This window comes from Geodermatophilus sp. SYSU D00700 (assembly GCF_054050255.1).
This window is the reverse complement of sequence record NZ_JBJGZA010000009.1, coordinates 1-20,419: the sequence shown is the minus strand read 5'-3', so window position 1 is coordinate 20,419 and position 20,419 is coordinate 1. Positions and strand designations below refer to the sequence as shown.

Here is a 20,419-nt window from a genome sequence, read left to right as displayed (position 1 = left end):
ACCACGTCGTACCGTCGAGGTACACGAGAGAGGAGGTGGTCCGTACTTTGCATGCTTATCGGACTCGTGAGGTGGCTGTCCGCTAGCCGCCGTCCAGATGGGCCGCCCGTTCGGAGTGGAATCCGAACGACGGCATGATCGCCCGTCCGTCGTACGGCGGCGAGCGAGAACCGGACAGTCACCCGACCCCCGGGCCGCCGACACTTGTCCAGTCGGCCCGCGAGCTGCCACCCGTACCGGGACGGCGCCGCGGAGCAGCCCGGGGGTTGTCCGTTCCCGGGGGAGGGGGCAGCGCCCGGTGTCGATCGTGGGGCGCACCGCGCCGGCCGGCCGCTGGATCGCCGAGTCCGTCCGCCGGGCTCCGCCGGAGACCGTCGCCGCGCTCCTCCCCGCCGGCTTCGCCGCCGCCGCCCGCGTGTTCCACCCCGCCGTCCGCTACGACGGCGACGCCGACGTGCACGTCCGCTGGGACGAGGTCGCCGCGGCCAACGGCACGACCCCGCACCGGCTGATGCAGTGGCCCGGCATCACCGGCTCCTGGGACCACCTCGGCGAGGCCGACCAGCCCGGGCTGTGGAACGACGCTCCGGCCGAGGGGCACCTGGCCGCGCACGTCGCCCGCGAGCTGGCCGCGGTGCTCGCCGGGCACACCACCACCCCCGGCGAGTGCTGGTTCGGCTGGGACGACGGCGCTGTCGCCGACCTGCCGCGGCTGCTGCTGCCCCGCGCCGACCTGCTGCTGGTGCGCGGCCCGGTCGAGCGGGCCGCCGAGAACTTCGCCCCCGAACCGCGCGAGCAGAGCGCCTCCCTGTGGTGGCCGGCCGACCGCGCCTGGTGCGTGGTCACCGACCCCGCGCTGACCAGCACCTACGTCGGCGGCACCGTGGCGGCCGTCGATGCGCTGCTGGCCAGCCGGCTGGAGGTGGCCCCGGCCCGGCCCGGCGACCCGGTCACCCCGGACAGCGACCCGGTCAACGTCGTCGACCGGGTCCGCTGAGCGCCCGCCGTCCGGGGAGACCCCACCGGGCACTCAGGCCCGGGACGCCACCGCGGCGCCCACCGTCGCCGCGACCACCTGGTCCCACGGGGTGGCGGTCAGGCCGAAGGTCTCGGTGGTAGCCGTCGCGTCCAGGACGTACGCCTGGTCGAACTGGTGCCGGACGTCGACGATCTCGCGCATCTTCGGCGCGACCACCCCGATGGCGGAGAGCACCGGCCACGGGATGCCGCTGACCGGCACCGGCGGGCGGCCCATCGCCCGGGCCAGGTCGGCGAGCGCCTGGCGCTGCGAGCGCGGCGGGTTGCTCGGCACGTGCCAGGCGCGGCCCAGGGCCCGCTCGTCGGTGCCCAGGACGGCCAGCGTGGCGGCGACGTCGGGGAGGTGGGTCCAGCTGCGCGGCACGTCGGGGTCCCCGACCACCCAGGCGCGGCGGCCGCGGCGCAGCGTCTCCAGCTGGCGCACGAGGTGCGACTGGGCGGGCGGGACCTGCGGTCCGACGAAGTCCCCGGCGCGGGCCTCGGTCATCCGGATCCGGCCGGCCTCGTGCGCGGCGAGCGCGTCGCGCCACATCGCCGTCCGCACCCGGCCCTTGGTGTCGGTGGCCGCCAGCGGGCTCTCCGGCGTCATCGGCCCGGCCGGCCGGCCGTACACGTAGAGGTTCGACATCGTCACCAGCACCGCGCCGGTGCGCTCGGCGGCCGCGAGCAGGGCGGCAGCGACCGGCGGCCAGTCGGTGGGCCAACGGTGGTAGGCCGGGTTGACGGCGTTGTAGAGCGCGGCGGCGCCGGCCGCGGCCTCGGTGAGCGCCCGGGCATCGGCGGCGTCGACCCGGCGGTGCTCGACGGTGCCGGTGGAGGTGCCGCCGCTGCGGGAGAGGACCCGCACCCGGTGGCCCCGGGCGGCCAGCAGCTCGGCCGTCGTCGCGCCCACCGGGCCCTTGCCCACGATCACGTGCAGTGCCATGAGGACTCCTCGTCCGCTCCGACGAGAGCGGTGCTCTCGTTCGAGAACGACGATCGCGCCATCTCGGCCTCCTGTCAAGAGCGCTGCTCGCACTTGCGTGCGCCGCTCTCGGTACGGCACCATCCCGGCGTGCCCACCGCCCGCGAGCGCGTCCGCGCCGAGCTGACCGTCGAGATCACGGAGGCCGCGCGCCGGCAGCTGGCCGAGGTCGGCGCCGCGGCCCTCTCGCTGCGCGCAGTGGCGCGGGAGGTGGGGATGGCGTCGTCGGCGGTGTACCGCTACTTCCCCAGCCGCGACGACCTGCTGACCCGGCTGATCATCGACGGCTACGACGCCCTCGGCGCCGCGGCCGAGGCCGCCGACGACCCTGCCGCGGCACCGGAGCGGCGCTGGTCGGCGGTGTGCGCCGCGGTGCGGGACTGGGCGCGGATGCACCCGCACGAGTACGCGCTGCTCTACGGCTCGCCCGTACCCGGCTACGCCGCGCCGCGGGACACGGTGCCGGCGGCGTCGCGGGTCGGCATCGTCCTCGGCCGGATCCTCGGCGACGCCGCCCGGGCCGGGCTGCTCACCGGGGACGGCGGCCGGGAGCCGGGCCTGCTCGGCGACGCCGCGGTGGAGATCCTCGGGCAGGACGCCCCGGGCATCGACGACGCCGTCCGGGTGCGCGCCCTGCTCGCCTACTGCGCGCTGTTCGGCACGGTGGGCTTCGAGCTGTTCGGCCAGCTGGTCGGGTCGGTCGAGGACGGGGACCGCTTCTTCGCCCGGGCGACGGCCGAGCTGGCCCGCCTGGTCGGGCTCGCGCCGTCCTGACTAGAGCCGGGCGAGCTCGGCCTCGAGGTCGTCGAGGCCGAGCGAACCCTGCGACAGCGCCGCCATGTGCCACGCCTTGAGGTCGAAGTCCGCGCCGCGGGCGCGCTGGGCCGCCGCGCGGCCCGCCAGCCAGGCGCGCTCGCCGAGCTTGTAGCTGATCGCCTGGCCGGGGAGGCCCAGGTAGCGGATCAGCTCGCTGTCGAGGAACGCCGGGTCGCTGCCCAGGTGGTCGCCGGCGAAGGCGCGCGCGAGCTCAGGCGTCCACGGCTGCCCGCGGTGGGCGGCGAGCGCGCCCTCGGCGTCGTCGGGGACCGGCAGCCGCAGGTGCATGCCGATGTCGATCACCACCCGGATCGCGCGCAGCTGCTGGGCGTCGAGGTAACCCATCCGCGCGCCCGGCTCGGTGAGGTAGCCGAGCTCGTCCATGAGCCGCTCGGCGTACAGCGCCCAGCCCTCGACGTTGGCGCTCACCGAGCCCAGCGACGTCTGGTAGGTCGACAGGTCGCGGGAGACGTAGACCCACTGCGCCAGCTGCAGGTGGTGGCCGGGGACGCCCTCGTGGTACCAGATCGAGACCAGGTCCCACAGCGGGAAGCGCTCGCGGCCGAGGGTCGGCAGCCAGGTGCGGCCGGGACGGGAGAAGTCCAGGGCGGGGCGGGTGTAGTACGGCGCCGCCGCGCTGCCCGGCGGGGCGATCATCGCCTCCACCCGGCGCACCGGCTCGGCGAGGTCGAAGTGCGTGCCGTCGAGGGCGGCGATCGCCTCGTCCATCATCGCCTGCAGCCGCTGCCGGACGGCCTCGACGCCGTCGACCGCGGGGCCGTGCTCGTCGAGCCAGGCCATGGCCTCGCGCGGGGTCGACCCGGGGCGCAGCGCCTCGGCCTCGGCCCGCTGCTCGGCCAGGATCCGCCGGTGCTCGGCCCAGCCCCAGGCGTAGGCCTCCTCCAGGCCGTCCCCGCTGCCGAGGTCGGAGCCGTTCCACCGGCGCGCGGCGAGCGCGTAGCGGTCGCGGCCGACGGCGTCCGGGGTGTGCTGCGCCTGCGGCAGGTAGGTGTCGCGGAGGAAGTCCCGGACCTCGGCCACCGCGGCGTCGGCCGACCGCGCGGCGGCCTCCAGCTCGCCCCGGCGCGCCTCGGGACCGGACGCGGCCAGGCCGCCGAAGAACGGCCCGGACAGCCACTCGTCGAGCTGCCCGACGACGGTCGACACCTGGCGCGGTGCGACGAGGAGCCCGCGCCGGGCGCCCTCGCGCAGCGTGTCGAGGTAGCCGCGGTAGGCCTCCGGGATGCGCGCCATGCGGCGGGCGACCACCGACCAGTCGTCCTCGGTGGCCGTGGGCATGAGCAGGAAGACCTGGCGCACCGAGTGGACCGGGCTGAACAGGTTCGACAGCGCGCGGAAGCCCTCCCCGGCCTCGTGCGCGGCGAGCTCGGCACCCAGCCGCTCGCGGAGCAGGCGGGCGCAGCGCCGCTCGACGGGGTCGTCGGCCAGCGCGGGGTCGGCGGCCAGGACGGCGTCGAGCTCGGCCAGGGTCCGCCGGGTCAGGTCGGCCTCGGCCGCCAGCCCGTCGGGGCTCAGGTCGGGCAGCCGGTCGTCGCCGGGCCGGGTCCCCAGCGACGTCGCGACGATGGGGTCGAGGTCGCAGACGGCGTCGACGTAGCGGTCGGCGACCTGGCGGGGGGTGCTCACCGAGCCGCTCACCGGGACGCTCACCGCAGCCGCTCCAGCCGCGCCGACATCGTGGGCCGCAGCGGGGTGTCGGCCCCCGCCCGGTCGATCGCGTACATGAGCGCCCCCTCGACGATGCCGTAGAGCCGCACGGCCCGGGTGGTCTCCGGCGCGTCGGGCGTGCGGGCCACCACGTCGCTGGTCAGCTCCCAGCTCGTGGTGGTCCGCGCCGAGCCGACGTAGAGCTCGACCAGGCCCTCGGGGCTGGTCACCAGCAGCTCGACGTCGTCCTCGCCGCGGGGCCGCCAGAAGCCGGTCTCGCGGACGGCGGGGCCCTCGACCCGGCCGTCGTCGCCGATCAGCCAGGTCCGGGACTCGTAGGCGAGGAAGTCGCGGCCGTCGTGGGCGAAGCGGATCCACTGGCCGAAGCGCCGGTCGCCGGTGTCTCCCCCGGCGAGCACGCCCTCGCCGTGCCACTCCCCCAGCAGCGGCAGCACCGACAGCAGGCCGTGCGCGACCTCGGGTCCGGAGCGGACGTCGACGGTGTCGGCGACGGGCAGGTCGGTCGGGCCGGTCACCGGCCGGCGTCCCGGGGAGACATGCCCGTCACCGTAGCCGGGGCCGGGCCGGCGGGCTCCGGTCGTGGCAGGTCCGGCACCCCGCCGGGGCGGCCGCGACGTGGCTACCGTCGGGCCATGTGCGGAGGCGCACCCGGGGAGCCGGTCGCCACGGCGCCCCGACCGGCCGTGGGTCCGGCGGTGGACCCGATCGCGCTGGAGCCGGTGGACGAGGTCGTCGTCACCACGCTCGTCGACAACTCCTACGACGGCCTGCTGACCGGCACCGAGGACGTGCACCGGGTGGCCCCGTGGCAGGCCGGCACGGTCGTCGCACCGCTGTTCGACGGCGGGGGGACCCTGCCCGGGCTGCGCGCCGAGCACGGCTTCTCGGCGCTGGTGACGGTGCGACGCGGGAGGACGTCCACCACCCTGCTGTTCGACACCGGCATCTCCCCGGACGGCATGGCGGACAACGCCGAGCGGCTCGGCGTCGACCTGGGCGCGGTGCAGGGCGTCGTCCTCAGCCACGGTCACTTCGATCACGCCGGCGGGCTGGCCGGCCTGGCCCGCCGGCGGTCCCTGCCGATGACCGTGCACCCGCTGGTCTGGACGCGGCGGCGGGTGACGGTGCCGGGCACCCGGCCGACCGAGCTGCCGACGCTGAGCCGCCGTGCGCTGGAGGCGGAGGGCTTCACGGTGGTCGAGCGGCGGCAGCCGTCGCTGCTGGTCGACGGATGCGTGCTGGTCACCGGCGAGGTCGACCGGACGACCGACTTCGAGCGCGGCATGCCCGCGTCGCACCAGGCGTGGACCGGCGCGTCGTGGGAGCACGACCCGCTGGTCCTCGACGACCAGGCCCTGGTCGTGCACGTGCGCGGCCGCGGCCTGGTCGTGCTGACCGGTTGCGGCCACGCCGGCGCGGTCAACACGGTGCGGCACGCGATGCGGCTGACCGGTGTCGACCGGCTGACCGCGCTGTTCGGGGGACTGCACCTCGGTGGTCCCGCGTTCGAGGGGGTCATCCTGCCCACCGTGCGTGCGCTGACCGAGCTGGCGCCGGACCTCCTCGTCCCCGGTCACTGCACGGGCTGGCGGGCTCAGCACGCGCTGGCCGCCGCCCTCCCCGACGCGTGGGTGGCGAGCAGCTCGGGCACCGGCTGCACCCTCACCGCGGCCTGACGACCGGGCGGGTCAGCGGGTCAGCGGCCCCGCGCGCCGCGCCCCGGGCGGGGCCGCTCACTGCGCGGGCGCCCGCCCGGCCGGGCCAGCCGCCGGGCGGCGGCGAGGCAGGCCAGGGCCGCCAGCGCGGCGAGCGCGACCAGGACCCACGCGGCGACCACGGCGCCACGGTAGGCGCGCCGGCACGCGACCGGTGGCCGGACCCGCCGCGGGAGGCACGATGGGCCGGTGCCGTTCACCGGGAGCCACCCCGCGGCGGTGCTGCCGTTCCTGCGATCCGGCCTGCCCGCGTCCGCGCTCGTGGCGGGGAGCCTCGCCCCCGACGTGCCCTTCTACCTGCCCGGGCGCCCGGACTGGCCGACCCACGACCTGCTCGCGGTGGTCTCCCTCGACGTCGCCCTGGGCGCCGGGCTGTGGCTGGTGTGGCACGGCCTGCTGGCCGCGCCGGCGCTCGCCGCCGCACCGGGCGGGCTGCGCCGCCGGGTGACCGTGGCCCCGGGCCTGCGCGCGCGGCTCGGGTCGGCGCGGGCGGTGGCGGCCGTCCTGGCCGCCCTCGCCGTCGGGGCGGCCACGCACGTCGGCTGGGACCAGTTCACGCACTGGTGGGGCTGGGGCACGCGGAACGTGCCGGCGCTGACCGCACCGGTGGCCACCCTGGCCGGTGAGGACTGGTTCGGCTACGACGTCGCGCAGCACGTGAGCACGGTGCTGGGTGCGGTCGTCCTCGCCGGCTGGCTGGTCCTGTGGTGGCGCCGGACGCCGTCGCGGCCCGGCGACCTGCGCGGGACCGCGTGGGCGGTGTGGGCCGGGCTGGTCGGGCTGGGCGCGGTCGTGGGCGGGGCCGCCGCCGTCCGCGCGCCCGACGTGCTCCGGGCCGGGTTCGCCGGCGCGACGGCGGGTGGCGCGGCGATGGGCGTGGCCGCGGTGCTGGGTGCGGCCGCCTGGCACCTGGGCCGGCGCCGCGGCCGGCCGCCGGGCCCGGGGGCGTCGCGGCGCGGTCAGTCCCCCGCGTCCGGGCGGAGCAGCCGGAAGGCGTGACCCCAGGTGCCGTGCGTGGCGCCGTAGGCCACCCACGCCATGCACAGGCCCTCGAGCCAGCGGCTGGCGGTGATCCCGCCGAGGTCGGCGACGTCCCAGCCGGTGTCGCGGAGCAGGCCGGTGACCAGGTCCTTGGCCGCGGGGTCGTCCCCAGCGACGAACATCGTGGGCGGGCCCCCGGGCAACTGCGGGTCCACCATCAGCGCGTTGCCCACCGTGTTGTAGGCCTTGACCACGCGCGCACCTGGAGCCGCCCGCTGCACCCGTTCGCCCAGCGAGTCGTCGGTGCCCACGAAGAGGGCCGGGGCGCCGGAGGAGGAGTCGAGCGGGTTGGTGGCGTCGACCAGGACCGTGCCCTCCAACCGCGGGGCCAGCGCGGTCACCAGGTCGACGGCGGCGTCGCCCCGTACGGCGAGCACGACGAGGTCGGCGCCCCGCACCGCGTCCTCGGGCCGCGCGACGGGCAGGTCGCCGACCGCCGCCTGCCGGGTGCCGACCACCACGTCGTGCCCGTGCCGCGGGTAGCCCCGCGCCAGCGCCTGCCCCACCTGACCGCTGCCGAGGACCGCGATGCGCACGCACCCGAGCACAGCACCGCGCCCGCCCCCCGGGAAGGGGGACGGGCGCGGTGCTGACGTGCCGGAACGGCCTCGTCGCGGGGTCCCGCCGCGAGTGGGCGAGCGGCGGGGGCCTCCGGCTAGTCGAGGACGACGGTCGTCTCGGTGAGGCCGACCTCGGCGGCGACGATCCGCTCACCGCGGCCGACCGGGGCCAGCGAGCGCAGCTTCCACTTCCCGGGTGCGGCGAAGAAGCGGAACTCGCCCTCGGGGCTGGTGACCACCTCCGCGGTGAACTCGTCGGTCGAGTCGAGCAGCCGGACGTAGGCGCCGGCCACCGGTGCGCCGTCGTGCCAGACCTGGCCCTGGATCACCGTCTGGGTGTCCAGGTCGATCCCGGCGAGGGCGCCGCCCTGCTTCGGGGCTCCGCACATGCTCAGGCGCCCTTCTCGATCGGGACGCCGACCAGCGAGCCGTACTCGGTCCAGGAGCCGTCGTAGTTCTTGACGTCCTGGTGGCCGAGCAGCTCGCGCAGGACGAACCAGGTGTGGCTCGAGCGCTCGCCGATCCGGCAGTAGGCGATGGTCTGCCTGGAGTCGTCGAGGCCGGCGTCGGCGTAGAGCTTGCGCAGCTCGTCGTCGCTCTTGAAGGTGCCGTCCTCGTTGGCCGCCTTGCTCCACGGCACGTTCACCGCGGTGGGGATGTGACCCGGGCGCTGCGCACCCTCCTGCGGCAGGTGGGCCGGGGCGACCAGCTTGCCGGCGAACTCGTCGGGCGAGCGGACGTCGACCAGGTTCTTCTGGCCGATCGCGGCGACGACCTCGTCGCGGAAGGCGCGGATGGAGGTGTCGGGGTCCTTCGCCTGGTACTGCGTGGCCGGCCGCTCGACGGCGTCGGACGAGAGCGGGCGGCTGTCGAGCTCCCACTTCTTGCGGCCGCCGTCGAGGAGCGTGACCTGGTCGTGGCCGTAGAGCTTGAAGTACCAGTACGCGTAGGCGGCGAACCAGTTGTTGTTGCCGCCGTAGAGGACCACGGTGTCGTCGTTGCCGACGCCCTTGGCGCTCAGCAGCTCCTGGAACTGCTCCTTGCTGACGAAGTCACGGCGCAGCGGGTCCTGGAGGTCGGACTTCCAGTCGAGCTTCACCGCGCCCTCGATGTGGCCCTTGTCGTAGGCGCTGGTGTCCTCGTCGACCTCGATGAAGACGATCCCGGGCTGGCCGATGTGCTCCTGGGCCCAGTCGGCGGTGACGAGCACGTCGTTGCGGCTCATGGGGGGTGTTCCTCCCTGTGGTGGGTGTGCGGCGGTCAGGCGGTGCACGCCGGGGGGCTCCGGCGGACGACGGGGTACGGCGCACGCCCCGGGCGCACGTCGGCGGTGCGCGTGGGGCCGTGGGGCATGGGATGGGCTCTCCGGACGGCGGTCAGGGCACGTCTGGGCGGAGCGGGGCCGCCCTCAGGAGGCGCGACACAGGCAGCTGCCGACGCGGCACAGGTCCACTGTGCGGCGCGAGGTCAGCAGGGTGCCCACGTGACGAGGGTAACCGATCAGGTCCGTGCGCCCGTGTGGGCGTCGACCAGGGCGGTGAGCTCCTCCGGACGCGGCGCGCCGCTGCTGCGGCCCACCAGGCGTCCCGCCCGGTCGAGGTAGAACAGCGTCGGCGTGCGCCGGACCCCGAGCTCGCGGACGGCGTCGAGGTGGCTCTCAGCGTCGACCTGCACGTGGGCCAGTCCCGGCCGGGTGGCCGCCAGGTGCTGCAACCGGGCGCGGGTGGTCCGGCACGGCCCGCAGAACGCGGTGGAGAACTGGACGACGGTCAGGTCGGCGTCACCCGGCCGCACGCCCAGGCCCTCGAGCACGGCGGTCGGCCCGCCCCCGCCCTCGTCCTCGCGCATCCCCCCGACCAACCCGGCCGGGGGGTGCGGTGTTCCGTCAGGGTGTGCGCAGCACCGTGTCGGTGGCCTCGACGGCCACGTGCACGCCGTCGTCGGCCGGGCGGACGCCGGTCAGCCGCAGACCGAAGGGCAGCTGCACCGGGTAGCGCAGGTCGAGCGCGTCGCCGGCCCGGTCGACGACGGCGTCGGGCACGTCGACGCCGGCCGCCGAGGCCCCCTCGACGTCGACGACGAGGTCCTGCCCGTCGAGCGCCACCCGGCCCACGGCGGTGAGGGGCACCGTGTACCCGAGCACCTCGACGGTGCGCGTGACGCGCAGCCCGTCGCCCTCGCGCCGCAGGACGGTGTCGGCGCCGAGCTCCTGCGACAGCAGCGCGTAGGACAGCGTCGCGGTCCCGTCGATCCGGTCGACGGGGACCTCCTGCACCGAGCCGGCGAGCGCGTCCGACAGCGGCACGTGCACGCCGCGCAGCGTCACGTCGGCACGGGTGCCCTCGGGCCGGCCGAGGTCCGCGGCGGTCAGCGAGATCCGGACGTCGTCGTAGGTGCCCGACACCGCCTGGGTGAGGAAGGGCCAGCCGGTGACGTCGACCTCCGGCGTGCCGGCCAGGCCGCCGCCGTCCCGCAGCGCCGCCGCGACGCGCTCCTCGGCGGCGCCCTCGGCGATCGGGTCGGCGACCAGCCCCACGACGACGAGCAGCGCGACCAGCAGCGCGACGAGCGCGAGGAGGGTCCGCACGGTCAGACCACGGTGAGCGCGAGCAGCGCCGGCGCGCAGACGGCCAGTGGCAGCAGCGCCTCGACCGCCGCTCCCGCGATCCCGGGCACCCGGCGGCCGGTGTCGGCGAGCAGGAAGGAGGCCGCCGTCCCGGCCAGCGCGGCGACCAGGCCCAGCACCAGCCCGGTGGTGACCCCGGAGATGACCTCGACCAGCGCCGCGGTGCCGCTCTCGAGCAGCGCCACGGCCATGCCCGCCGCCACCGCGGCCAGCAGGCCGAGCACGCCGCGGGAGGCCCCCTCGGCGACCGGCGGACGCGGCAGCACGGCGTCGACGAGCAGGCCGGCGGCGAGCGCGCCCGCGACCACCAGCAGCGGCGAGGTGGCCGGGGAGTCGGGGTCGCCGGCCACCCCGGGCAGCAGGAACGGTGACAGCGCGCAGGCCGACGAGACGAGCACGGCGACCGACCCGAGCGAGCCGACCACGTCCGACCGCGGCGGGCGGCGCAGCATCTGGTGCACGACGGCGGCCAGCAGCGCCGGCCCCGCGACGACGAGCAGCACGCCCGGCCCGGGGTCCTCGACCGACCGGACGAGCAGGTCGGAGCCGGCGGCGGCCGCGACGGCCAGCACCACCGCCCCGGCCGCTCCGGCAGGGGCGAGCGCCCGCGCCCACGCGGCGGCCAGCGCGACCTGCAGCAGGAGCACCGCGCCCAGCCGGCCGTCGTCCCCGGCCACCTCGGGCGCCCAGACCACGGCGGCCGCGGCGGCCGCGACGACGACGGCCGCGGCGAGGTGCCGCCCGCGCGTGGCGGCCCCGGTCTCCAGCGCGGTGGTCACGTCGCCTCCTGCCCGCGGACGGCGGGTCCGCGCCCCGGCGCCCGCTGGACCCCGATCGTCGCAGACGCCCCCCGCCCGGCGCGTCCGGCGAGCGGAGGCCCCGGCGTGTCCGGCCGCGACGCGGGCACCCGTGACCTCGGCGTCCCGGCCGCACCCGTCGGTTATCCTGCGATCTCGGTTCGACAGCGCCGTCGACGCCCTCCCCGAGGAGACGACATGCGACTCGTGCTCATGACCGCGGCGCGTCAGGCCACCACCGAGGTGCTCCCCGCCCTGGGCCTGCTCGGCCACCAGGTGCGCGTGGTGGCGCCCGAGCTGTCCAGCCTGCTCGACGGCGACTCCGGCGACGTGGTGCTCGTCGACGCCCGCCACGACCTCGTCCGGGCCCGCGCCCTGTGCGCCCTGCTGTCCTCCACCGGGGTGGCCTCCGCGCTGGTGGCGGTCCTCTCCGAGGGCGGGCTGGTGGCGCTGTCGGCCGACTGGGGCGTCGACGACGTCCTGCTCGACACCGCCGGCCCCGCCGAGGTCGACGCCCGCCTCCGGTGGGCCACCGCCCGCCGGCTGGCCGCCGCCACCCCCGCCGACGGCGCCGACGGCGGCGTGACCCAGGCCGGCGAGCTGGTCATCGACGAGCACAGCTACTCCGCCAAGCTCCGCGGCCGCCCGCTCGACCTCACCTACAAGGAGTTCGAGCTGCTCAAGTACCTGGCCCAGCACCCGGGCCGGGTGTTCTCCCGCGCGCAGCTGCTGCAGGAGATCTGGGGCTACGACTACTTCGGCGGCACCCGCACCGTCGACGTCCACGTCCGCCGGCTGCGGGCCAAGCTCGGCACCGAGCACGAGGCGCTGATCGGCACGGTGCGCAACGTCGGCTACAAGCTCGACCAGCAGGTCGCCGACGCCACCGCGGCCGCCGCGCGCGCCCAGGCCGACCTCGCCGAGCCCCTGACCGAGGGCTCCCGCAGCACCGCCCCGCTGCGCTGAGCACCGCCGCCGTCCGCGACACCGAGCGGCTCGCCCCCGCCGAGACCGCGGCCGTCCTCGCGCTGCTGCGCGCGGCGGCCGCCGTCGACGGCGTCCGGCCGCTGTCGGAGGAGGCCGAGCTGCGCCTGCAGCACGGCGGCCCGGCCGGCGGCCGCGACCTGCTGGCCACCGACGCCGACGGCGCGCCGGTGGGCTACGCCCGGCTGGAGCTGGGGGCGCCGGGGGCGGACGGCGACGCCGAGGCCGAGGTCGTCGTCGCCCCCGCCGCCCGCGGCCGCGGGACCGGGCGGGCGCTGCTGTCCCGGCTCGAGGAGCTGGCCGGGAGCCGGCCGCTGCGGGTCTGGGCGCACGGCGACCTGCCGGCGGCCGCCGTGCTGGCCGGCGGGCGCGGGTACACGCGGGCGCGGGTGCTGCTGCAGCTGCGCCGTCCGCTCACCGACGCCGACCTCGACCCTCGCCCGGCGCTGCCCGCGGACGTCACCGTCGCCGCCTTCCGGCCCGGGCGGGACGAGGAGGCGTGGCTGCGGGTCAACGCCCGCGCCTTCGCCACCCACCCCGAGCAGGGCTCCTGGACGCCCGAGGACCTGCGGCTGCGCGAGGCCGAGCCCTGGTTCGACCCGGCCGGCTTCCTGCTCGCCTGGCGGGGCGACCCCGGCGCCGGCGGCACGCTGCTCGGGTCGCACTGGACGAAGGTGCACCCGCCGGGCGACGCCGGCCCGGACCCGGTCGGCGAGGTGTACGTCCTCGGCGTCGACCCGGACGCCCAGGGCCTCGGCCTGGGCCGCGGGCTGACCACCCTGGGCCTGGCCCACCTGCGCCGCCTCGGTCTGGAACAGGTGCTGCTCTACGTCGAGGAGGACAACGTCCCCGCGGTCGCCCTCTACGAGCGCAGCGGGTTCACGCGGTACGCCGCCGACGTCTCCTGGCGGCGCGTCCCGCAGGTCCCGGCCTGAGGCGCAACCGCTCAGTTCTGCCCTACCCGGTGTGCCCGGCGCCACCCGAAACGCACTCGTTCACCTGCCGGACGTGACCTCGTTCTCACCCGGTCGGGAAAGGCTCGGTGGGCGTTCACCCGGCGTTCACCGATCCACCCGGGACCGGCCACCTGCGCTGCCTAGCGTCGCTGCCCGTTGGTCCCGCCATGCCCGGCGACGAGGCCCGGGCTCCCTCTGCGAAAGGCACCCAGTTGAAGCTCAGCACCAGGTCGCGCGCCGCCGTCCTCTCGACGGCGCTGGCCGGCACCCTCGCGCTCACCGCGTGTGGCGCTGCGAACGAGTCCGACACCGCCTCTGGGGGCAACGGCGGCGGCAGCGAGGAGAGCGCCGCGGAGCTCAGCGGTGACCTCGTCGGCGCCGGCGCGAGCAGCCAGCAGGCGGCCATGGAGGCGTGGCAGGCCGGCTTCGAGGGCGAGTACCCCGACGTGGCCTTCAGCTACGACCCGGTCGGCTCCGGGGGCGGCCGCGAGCAGTTCATCGCCGGCGCCACCGACTTCGCCGGCTCCGACGCCCCGCTGGACGAGGAGGAGCTCACCGCCGCGCAGGAGCGCTGCGGCGGCGGGGAGATCTTCGAGCTGCCCAACTACATCTCGCCGATCGCGGTCATCTTCAACCTCGAGGGCATCGACCAGCTGGACCTCTCGCCGGGCACCATCGCCCGCATCTTCGCCGGCCAGATCACCACCTGGAACGACCCGGCGATCGCGCAGGAGAACCCGGACGCGCAGCTGCCGGACACGCCGATCACCCCCGTGCACCGCGGCGACGACTCGGGCACCACCGACAATTTCACCGACTACCTGTTCCAGACCGCCGGTGACGTGTGGACCTCCGAGCCCGACGGCGTCTGGCCGCTGCCCGGTGGCGAGGCCGCCAACGGCACGTCCGGCGTCGTGGGCGTGGTCGAGAGCACCGTCGGTGCGGTCACCTACGCCGACGCGAGCCGCGCCGGCGAGCTGGGCGTGGTCAACGTCGGCGTCGGTCAGGAGTTCGTGGCGCCGTCGGCCGAGGCCGCCGCGGCCGTCGTCGAGAACTCCCCGGCCGTCGAGGGCCGCGGCGAGTACGACTTCGCCATCGAGGTCAACCGGCAGACCGAGGGCTCGGGCGAGTACCCGATCGTCCTGGTCAGCTACCACATCGGCTGCATCCAGTACGATGACCAGTCGGCCGCCGACAACGTCAAGGCCTTCATGTCCTACGTGATCAGCGAGGACGGCCAGCAGGCGGCCGCCGAGAACGCGGGCAACGCGCCCATCTCCGACACCCTCCGCGAGCAGGCGCAGCCCGCGGTCGACGCGATCACCGCCGGCTGACCGGAGCACTCCCGGGTGGCCCGGGGCGTCGGCGACGTCCCGGGCCACCCGCCCCGCCCGCAGACGGGCTCCCCCGCACCACCGACCGACCACCCGGAGCAGCGGTGACCGCCACGAAGGCCCCGACCGAACCCCCGACGAAGCAGCGCGTGGTCCGCAGGCCGGGCGACCGCGTCTTCGCCGGCAGCGCGAAGGGCTCGGGCATCTTCATCCTGCTCGTGCTCGCCGGCGTGGCCGCCTTCCTCATCGGCGAGGCGATCCCGGCCCTCACGGCCCCGGCGGAGGAGATCCCCGGCGGCGAGGGCCTGGGTGCCTACGTCGCCCCGCTGGTCCTCGGGACGCTCCTGGGCGCCGTCCTCGCCCTGCTGGTCGCCACCCCGCTCGCCGTGGGGATCGCGCTCTACATCACCTACTACGCGCCGCGGCGGATCGCCGCGACCATGGGCTACGTCATCGACCTGCTCGCGGCCATCCCGAGCGTCGTCTACGGCTTCTGGGGCCTGGCGGTCCTCGCGCCGGCCCTCGTCCCCTTCCACGTGTGGGCCGCCGACAACCTGGGCTGGCTCCCGTTCTTCGCCGGCCCGGCCTCCTCCAGCGGGCGCACGATGTTCACCGTCGGCCTGGTGCTGGCGGTCATGATCCTGCCGATCATCTCGGCCATCGCCCGCGAGGTGTTCAGCCAGGCGCCGGCGTTGCACCGCGAGGCCGCCCTCGCCCTCGGCGCCACCCGCTGGGAGATGATCAAGATGGCGGTGCTGCCGTACGGCAAGTCCGGCGTCATCGCCGGCGCGATGCTGGGCCTGGGCCGCGCCCTCGGCGAGACCATGGCGGTGGCCATCGTGCTGTCCGGTGGCGCCGGTGCCACGCTGAACCTGATCAGCAGCTCCAACCCCTCGACGATCGCGTCGAACATCGCCCTGCGGTTCCCCGAGGCCACCGGCATCGACGTCAACACGCTGATCGCCAGCGGCCTGGTGCTGTTCGTGATCACGCTCGCGGTCAACATGCTCGCCCGCTGGATCGTCAACCGGCGCGCCGACTTCTCCGGAGCCAACTGATGAGCACCCAGATCCAGCCGCCCGTCCGGGTCGCCGACGAGCCGCAACCCGGCATCCGCCCGCGGCGCCGGCTGCCCCGGTACGGCGCGGCCGGGCTCTACGCCGCGGGCATCGCGCTCGGGGCCGGCCTGTCGGCCCTCACCGGCTTCAGCATCGCCCTGACCGTCGTCTACGGGGCGGTCCTGGGCACCCTCGCCGTGTACGTCGGGGCGCGGGCCGTCGAGGGCACCCGCAAGGCCACCGACCGGCTGGTCACCGCCCTGGTCACCACGGCGTTCGTGATCGCCATGATCCCGCTGGTGTCCCTGGTCTACACCGTGCTCGACAAGGGCCTGGCACGGTTCGACGCCGCCTTCTTCACCAACTCGATGTTCCGGGTGGTCGGGGAGGGCGGCGGCGCCTACCACGCCATCCTCGGCACGCTGATCATCACCGCGCTGGCCACCCTCATCTCGGTGCCGATCGGCCTGCTGACCGCCATCTACCTCGTCGAGTACGGCCGCGGCCGGCTCGCGCGTGCCATCACCTTCTTCGTCGACGTCATGACCGGCATCCCGTCGATCGTGGCCGGCCTGTTCGCCTTCGCCCTGTTCACGCTGCTGTTCGGCAACGACGTCCGGATGGGCGTCATGGGCGCGGTCGCCCTCTCGGTGCTGATGATCCCGGTGGTCGTGCGCTCCTGCGAGGAGGTCATCAAGCTCGTGCCGAACGAGCTGCGGGAGGCCAGCTACGCCCTGGGCGTGCCGAAGTGGCGGACGGTGGTCAAGGTCGTCCTGCCGACCGCCATCGCGGGACTGGGCACCGGCATCACCCTGGCCGTCGCGCGCGTCGTGGGTGAGACCGCGCCGCTGCTGGTGACCGTGGGCCTGATCACCGGCACCAACCTCAACCCGTTCGACGGAAGGATGGCGACGCTCCCGGTGTTCGCCTACTACCAGCTGACCCAGCCGGGGACGGACACCCAGGCGTTCCTGGACCGCGCCTGGACGGCGGCCCTCGTCCTCATCATCCTGGTCATGGCCCTCAACATCGTGGCCCGCCTGATCAGCCGCTTCTTCGCCCCCAAGACCGGTCGCTGACCGGACAGTCCCGGAGGATCCGTACGTGGCCAAGCGCATCGAGGTCTCCGACCTCAACATCTACTACGGCAACTTCCTCGCCGTGGAGGGCGTCAACGTCTCGATCGAGCCGCGCAGCATCACCGCGCTGATCGGCCCCTCGGGTTGCGGCAAGTCCACCTTCCTGCGCTCGCTCAACCGGATGCACGAGGTCATCCCCGGCGCCCGCGTCGAGGGCAAGGTCGTCATGGACGGCCAGGACCTCTACAGCCCCGACGCCGACCCGGTCGACGTCCGGCGGCAGATCGGCATGGTCTTCCAGCGCCCCAACCCGTTCCCGACGATGTCGATCTACGACAACGTCGTGGCCGGGAACCGGCTCAACAACCGGAAGATGAAGAAGTCCGAGACCGACGACCTCGTCGAGCGCTCGCTGCGCGGCGCCAACCTGTGGAACGAGGTCAAGGACCGCCTCGATCGCCCCGGCTCCAGCCTGTCCGGCGGCCAGCAGCAGCGGCTGTGCATCGCCCGCGCGATCGCCGTCGAGCCCGACGTGCTGCTGATGGACGAGCCCTGCTCGGCGCTGGACCCGATCTCCACCCTGGCGATCGAGGACCTCATGGCCGAGCTCAAGGACCGCTACACGATCGTCATCGTCACCCACAACATGCAGCAGGCCGCGCGGGTGAGCGAGTCCACCGGGTTCTTCAACCTCAACGGCGTGGGCCAGCCCGGCCGGCTGATCGAGTTCAACCCGACCGAGAAGATCTTCAGCAACCCCGACCAGAAGGCGACCGAGGACTACATCTCCGGCCGCTTCGGCTGACCGGAGGACCCCCTCGCCTGACCGGGCCGCCGCGGACGTCCGCGGCGGCCCTCGTCGTCTGTCGGCCCCGCTGCAGGGGCCCGCCGCGAGCGAGGGAGCGGTGGGGGGGGCAGCGGGGTCCTTCGTCAGCCGCAGTCGGCCGGGGCGGTGCCGGACGCGGGGGCGGCCGCCGCCGCGGCGGTCGCGTCGGCGGGGGTCTCCTCGGCGGCGGGGGTCGGAGCGGGCGCCGGGGCGGCCAGCTGGACGGGGACGACCCCGTCGTAGCCCGGGCCCACGACGAGCTGCACGGCGTCGCCCGCGGCGGCACTCTCCTGCAGCACCGCGCCGGGGACGGCGGCGGCCACCGTGCGCGCCTGCTCCAGGGCGCCGGGGCCGTGGCGGACGACGGTCCCGTCGACGCCGCCGGTCTCGTTGCCGACCGTGCCGACGGTGAACCCCTGCTGGCGCAGCTGGTCGGCCACGGTGGAGGCCAGCCCCCGGGTGGCGGTTCCGTTGAGCACGTCGACGGTCACCGCGGCCGGCGCGACGGTCGGACCCTGCGGGGCCGGGGCCGGGGCCGGCGACGGCCCGGCCGCGGGGGCGGGCTCGGGCGTCGGCTCGGGTGCCGCGGCGGTCTCGACGGCCACCCCCGGCGCGGCGAGCTCCTCGGGGACCCGGCTGTCCTCGATGACGCTGTCGAACAGCGACCGGACGCCGGTGCCGTCGAGCAGCACGTAGGACCGCTCGCTGCCCGCGGGGACGTGGCCGACCTGGGCGACCGGCAGCGCGACGCGCTGGACGGCGTCGCCCTCGAGGTCGCCGAGCGCGGTCGCCAGGGTCCGCAGGTCGCCGAGCGTCGTCTGCTCGTCGACGGTGAGCGCGTCGGCGGCGCCGGTGAGGACCCGGGTCAGCTCGACGGTGTTCGCCAGCGTGCCGGCGGTCACCGCCGTGCGCAGCATCGCCGACAGCAGCCGCTGGGTGCGCTCGGCGGCGGCGGTGCCGGTGGCGTCGGCGGCGGCGTCACCGGGGGTCAGGTAGCGCGTCGCCAGGTCCCCGGTGAGGCGCGAGGTGCCGGCCGGGAGGGAGGCGGCGGAGGCGGCGTCGGCGGGGTCGCCGGTGGGCAGGCACACGTCCACCCCGCCGACCGCGTCGACCAGGCCGGGCAGCCGGGCGAGGTCGACGGCGAGGTAGTGGTCGACCCGCAGCCCCGACACCTGCTGGACGGCGCGGACCATGCACGCCGGTCCGCCGTCGAGCAGCGAGGCCGCGAACGCCTCGGACACCGGCTCGCGGACGGCGCCGTCGTCGGTGCGGCAGCCGGGGGTGTCGACCAGCGCGGTCGGCGGCACGCTGACCAGGACGGCGCGGTCCTCCTCGGCGGACACGTGGACGAGCAGCGTGGTGACCGAGGCCGGCCCGTCGGTGCCGGGGAGGCCGGTGCCGACGACGAGGTAGGTGGTCGACCCCTCCTGCAGCTGCGGGGCGATCACCTCCGGCCCCTCGGGGGCGAGCGCGGCGACGCGGGCGACGCTCCGGTCGACGTAGGTGTACAGGCCCAGGTGGTAGGTGAGGGCCAGGCCGAGCACCACGGCCAGGACCAGGCCCACCCGGACCAGCCGCCGGCGGAAGGGGCTGCGCGGGGGTCTCGGCGCCGGGGAGCGGCGGGTGCTGCCGGCACCGGACACCGGCGAGCCGTCCAGTCCCGGGATGGGCGGGACCGGCGCGGAGCGGTGGACGGCCCCGGCGGTCCCCGGCAGCGGCGGCACGGGACCGGAACGGTGGACGACACCCGGCGTCCCGGGCAGCGGCGGCACCGGGCCCGAGCGGTGGACCGCCCCCGGGGTCCCGGGCAGCGGCGGCACCGGGCCGGAACGGTGGACCGCTCCCGGCGTCCCGGGGTGCAGCGGTGGCACCGGCTGGGAGCGGCGCACGCCCTCGCGGACCGCGGGCGGCACCGGCCGGGACTGCTGGACACCGGCGGGGGCCGCGGGGACCGGCGGCAGGCCGCGGCGGGGGCTCGGGGTGTCGTCGCCGGCCGGCCGGTGGTCCCGCTCCGGCGCCGGCTGCCGGGTGGCAGGGGGGACCGGAGGACGGGGTCCGCGGTGCGGCGGGAGGGACTCACCGGGCTCGAGCGGGATCGGCACCTCGCCGGTGCGCCGGGCGGCCCGGCGGCCCGTGGCGTTGCCGGAGCGCGCGATCAGCTGCTCGACCGAGATCGGCCCGGACGCGTCGGGCACCCGGCCACCGGCCCGGTCGCCCCGCCCCCGCTCGTCGCCCACCGGTGTCGACATCCCATCGTCGTCGTCCGTGTCACGTCGTCCGCGCCGCGGCGTCCGATCGGTTGCACCCCGCACTCGCGGCAGCACTCCACGATACGGCTCGCGGTCCTCCAGGGCGGCCGACGCGCGGGAGGTCGGTGCCGACGATCGCGCCGGGACCTACCCGGGCGGGTGGTGGGCCACTCGCCGGCCGGGCGACCTGCCGGGCGCGGCCGTAGCGTCCCCCTCGTGCGGCTGCCCTCGATACCCGGCCCCTCCGACGTGTTCTCCGCGGTCGAGAGCCTGCGCGAGGGCATCGGCGAGGCGTTGGTCCTGCTGCCCCGGGTGGCGGCCGCGGTGGGCCGGCTGGAGGGCCTCCTCGACCGCGTCGACCGGGTCGTCGGCCGGGTGGAGGACCTCGTCGAGCACGCCGGGGACACGATCGGGGCCGCCGACCGCGCCATCGAGGCCGTGGAGTCCACACGCCGGCGGGCCGACGACGAGATCGCCGCCGTCGACGGGACCCGCAGCCGGGCCGACGAGGCCATCGACGCTGTGGGTACCACCCAGCAGCGGGCCGACCAGGCCATCGTCGCCGTCGAGTCCACCCAGCGGCGCGCCGACGACGCGATCAGCGCCGTCCAGGGCACCCAGCAGCGAGCCGACGACGCCATCGCCGCCGTGGGGACCACCCAGCAGCGGGCCGACCAGGCCATCACC

The 20,419-nt window shown here is 76.1% G+C and carries 21 protein-coding genes and 1 pseudogene; 11 read left to right on the top strand and 11 right to left on the bottom strand.

Going from position 1 to position 20,419, the window contains the following annotated elements:
* The first annotated feature begins 298 nt into the window (after nt 1–298).
* Entirely contained in the window at nt 299–997 is a 699-nt protein-coding gene (locus tag ACI79V_RS09380) for a hypothetical protein (RefSeq protein WP_456888625.1), read from the top strand.
* A 33-nt stretch (nt 998–1,030) separates the two neighbouring features.
* Here ACI79V_RS09380 and ACI79V_RS09375 read toward each other — a convergent pair whose 3' ends face one another.
* Entirely contained in the window at nt 1,031–1,963 is a 933-nt protein-coding gene (locus ACI79V_RS09375; protein ID WP_456888622.1) for an NAD-dependent epimerase/dehydratase family protein, read from the bottom strand.
* Between the two features lie 129 nt (nt 1,964–2,092).
* On the opposite strand from ACI79V_RS09375, the gene ACI79V_RS09370 reads away from it, so the two are divergent.
* A complete protein-coding gene (locus ACI79V_RS09370; protein ID WP_456888620.1) occupies nt 2,093–2,776 on the top strand; it encodes a TetR/AcrR family transcriptional regulator in 684 nt (227 codons plus the stop codon).
* On the opposite strand, the gene ACI79V_RS09365 is transcribed toward ACI79V_RS09370, so the two are convergent.
* Together ACI79V_RS09365 and ACI79V_RS09360 are read right to left on the bottom strand one after the other, a co-directional pair.
* A complete protein-coding gene (locus tag ACI79V_RS09365) occupies nt 2,777–4,489 on the bottom strand; it encodes a DUF885 domain-containing protein (protein WP_456888619.1) in 1,713 nt (570 codons plus the stop codon).
* Nucleotides 4,486–5,022: an FABP family protein gene (locus ACI79V_RS09360; protein WP_456888617.1), complete on the bottom strand. Its 537-nt coding sequence runs from the start codon at nt 5,020–5,022 to the stop codon at nt 4,486–4,488. Before ACI79V_RS09360 ends, ACI79V_RS09365 begins: the two co-directional genes overlap by 4 nt.
* A gap of 117 nt (nt 5,023–5,139) precedes the next feature.
* Here ACI79V_RS09360 and ACI79V_RS09355 point away from each other — a divergent pair, with 117 nt between their 5' ends.
* A complete protein-coding gene (locus tag ACI79V_RS09355) occupies nt 5,140–6,183 on the top strand; it encodes an MBL fold metallo-hydrolase (RefSeq protein ID WP_456888615.1) in 1,044 nt (347 codons plus the stop codon).
* Nucleotides 6,184–6,203: 20 nt separating this feature from the next.
* Here ACI79V_RS09355 and ACI79V_RS09350 read toward each other — a convergent pair whose 3' ends face one another.
* On the bottom strand, nt 6,204–6,344 hold the full coding sequence (locus ACI79V_RS09350) for a hypothetical protein (RefSeq protein ID WP_456888612.1): 141 nt from the start codon (nt 6,342–6,344) through the stop codon (nt 6,204–6,206).
* 67 nt (nt 6,345–6,411) lie between these two features.
* On the opposite strand from ACI79V_RS09350, the gene ACI79V_RS09345 reads away from it, so the two are divergent.
* The gene (locus tag ACI79V_RS09345) at nt 6,412–7,221 is read left to right on the top strand and encodes a DUF4184 family protein (protein ID WP_456888609.1); all 810 of its coding nucleotides are present in this window, start codon (nt 6,412–6,414) and stop codon (nt 7,219–7,221) included.
* Here the strand turns inward: ACI79V_RS09345 and ACI79V_RS09340 are convergent.
* The 6 genes from ACI79V_RS09340 to ACI79V_RS09315 form a co-directional block, all read right to left on the bottom strand.
* Complete coding sequence (locus ACI79V_RS09340; protein WP_456888607.1) at nt 7,182–7,799, bottom strand: NADPH-dependent F420 reductase; 618 nt, start codon at nt 7,797–7,799, stop codon at nt 7,182–7,184. The genes ACI79V_RS09345 and ACI79V_RS09340 overlap by 40 nt on opposite strands.
* Nucleotides 7,800–7,918: 119 nt before the next feature.
* On the bottom strand, nt 7,919–8,212 hold the full coding sequence (locus ACI79V_RS09335; RefSeq protein ID WP_456876345.1) for a DUF1416 domain-containing protein: 294 nt from the start codon (nt 8,210–8,212) through the stop codon (nt 7,919–7,921).
* 2 nt (nt 8,213–8,214) lie between these two features.
* Entirely contained in the window at nt 8,215–9,048 is an 834-nt protein-coding gene (locus tag ACI79V_RS09330; RefSeq protein WP_456888606.1) for a sulfurtransferase, read from the bottom strand.
* Between the two features lie 275 nt (nt 9,049–9,323).
* Nucleotides 9,324–9,671 carry a thioredoxin family protein gene (locus ACI79V_RS09325; protein ID WP_456888602.1) on the bottom strand — a complete coding sequence of 116 codons (348 nt, stop codon included), beginning with the start codon at nt 9,669–9,671 and terminating at the stop codon, nt 9,324–9,326.
* A 37-nt stretch (nt 9,672–9,708) separates the two neighbouring features.
* Entirely contained in the window at nt 9,709–10,410 is a 702-nt protein-coding gene (locus ACI79V_RS09320; protein WP_456888600.1) for an LmeA family phospholipid-binding protein, read from the bottom strand.
* A gap of 2 nt (nt 10,411–10,412) precedes the next feature.
* Complete coding sequence (locus tag ACI79V_RS09315; protein WP_456888599.1) at nt 10,413–11,228, bottom strand: hypothetical protein; 816 nt, start codon at nt 11,226–11,228, stop codon at nt 10,413–10,415.
* Between the two features lie 216 nt (nt 11,229–11,444).
* On the opposite strand from ACI79V_RS09315, the gene ACI79V_RS09310 reads away from it, so the two are divergent.
* The 6 genes from ACI79V_RS09310 to pstB all read left to right on the top strand — a co-directional run bounded on the left by ACI79V_RS09310 (nt 11,445) and on the right by pstB (nt 17,462).
* Nucleotides 11,445–12,212 (top strand): winged helix-turn-helix transcriptional regulator, encoded by a 768-nt coding sequence (locus ACI79V_RS09310; RefSeq protein WP_456888597.1) that lies wholly within the window; start codon nt 11,445–11,447, stop codon nt 12,210–12,212.
* Nucleotides 12,209–13,165, top strand: a complete 957-nt coding sequence (gene mshD / locus ACI79V_RS09305; RefSeq protein WP_456888788.1) for a mycothiol synthase — start codon at nt 12,209–12,211, stop codon at nt 13,163–13,165. Before ACI79V_RS09310 ends, mshD begins: the two co-directional genes overlap by 4 nt.
* Before the next feature lie 233 nt (nt 13,166–13,398).
* The gene (gene pstS, locus ACI79V_RS09300; RefSeq protein WP_456888595.1) at nt 13,399–14,520 is read left to right on the top strand and encodes a phosphate ABC transporter substrate-binding protein PstS; all 1,122 of its coding nucleotides are present in this window, start codon (nt 13,399–13,401) and stop codon (nt 14,518–14,520) included.
* Nucleotides 14,521–14,624: 104 nt separating this feature from the next.
* Nucleotides 14,625–15,578 (top strand): phosphate ABC transporter permease subunit PstC, encoded by a 954-nt coding sequence (pstC, locus tag ACI79V_RS09295; RefSeq protein WP_456876352.1) that lies wholly within the window; start codon nt 14,625–14,627, stop codon nt 15,576–15,578.
* Entirely contained in the window at nt 15,578–16,657 is a 1,080-nt protein-coding gene (pstA, locus tag ACI79V_RS09290; RefSeq protein WP_456888593.1) for a phosphate ABC transporter permease PstA, read from the top strand. The genes pstC and pstA overlap by 1 nt, the downstream gene beginning before the upstream one ends.
* Nucleotides 16,658–16,682: 25 nt before the next feature.
* Complete coding sequence (pstB, locus tag ACI79V_RS09285; protein ID WP_456876354.1) at nt 16,683–17,462, top strand: phosphate ABC transporter ATP-binding protein PstB; 780 nt, start codon at nt 16,683–16,685, stop codon at nt 17,460–17,462.
* Between the two features lie 125 nt (nt 17,463–17,587).
* Here the strand turns inward: pstB and ACI79V_RS09280 are convergent, their stop codons facing one another.
* Nucleotides 17,588–19,732 (bottom strand): LCP family glycopolymer transferase, encoded by a 2,145-nt coding sequence (locus tag ACI79V_RS09280; RefSeq protein ID WP_456888591.1) that lies wholly within the window; start codon nt 19,730–19,732, stop codon nt 17,588–17,590.
* A gap of 216 nt (nt 19,733–19,948) precedes the next feature.
* On the opposite strand from ACI79V_RS09280, the pseudogene ACI79V_RS09275 reads away from it, so the two are divergent.
* Nucleotides 19,949–20,419: pseudogene (locus ACI79V_RS09275) on the top strand (hypothetical protein); the annotation flags it as partial.

Bases quoted from the DNA above. Each gene is read 5' to 3' on its own strand.
- ACI79V_RS09375 (WP_456888622.1), bottom strand. From the start codon at position 1,963: ATGGCACTGCACGTGATCGTGGGCAAGGGCCCGGTGGGCGCGACGACG.
- ACI79V_RS09330 (WP_456888606.1), bottom strand. From the start codon at position 9,048: ATGAGCCGCAACGACGTGCTCGTCACCGCCGACTGGGCCCAGGAGCAC.
- ACI79V_RS09355 (WP_456888615.1), top strand. From the start codon at position 5,140: ATGTGCGGAGGCGCACCCGGGGAGCCGGTCGCCACGGCGCCCCGACCG.
- pstA (WP_456888593.1), top strand. From the start codon at position 15,578: ATGAGCACCCAGATCCAGCCGCCCGTCCGGGTCGCCGACGAGCCGCAA.
- ACI79V_RS09310 (WP_456888597.1), top strand. From the start codon at position 11,445: ATGCGACTCGTGCTCATGACCGCGGCGCGTCAGGCCACCACCGAGGTG.
- ACI79V_RS09280 (WP_456888591.1), bottom strand. From the start codon at position 19,732: ATGTCGACACCGGTGGGCGACGAGCGGGGGCGGGGCGACCGGGCCGGT.
- ACI79V_RS09325 (WP_456888602.1), bottom strand. From the start codon at position 9,671: ATGCGCGAGGACGAGGGCGGGGGCGGGCCGACCGCCGTGCTCGAGGGC.
- ACI79V_RS09335 (WP_456876345.1), bottom strand. From the start codon at position 8,212: ATGTGCGGAGCCCCGAAGCAGGGCGGCGCCCTCGCCGGGATCGACCTG.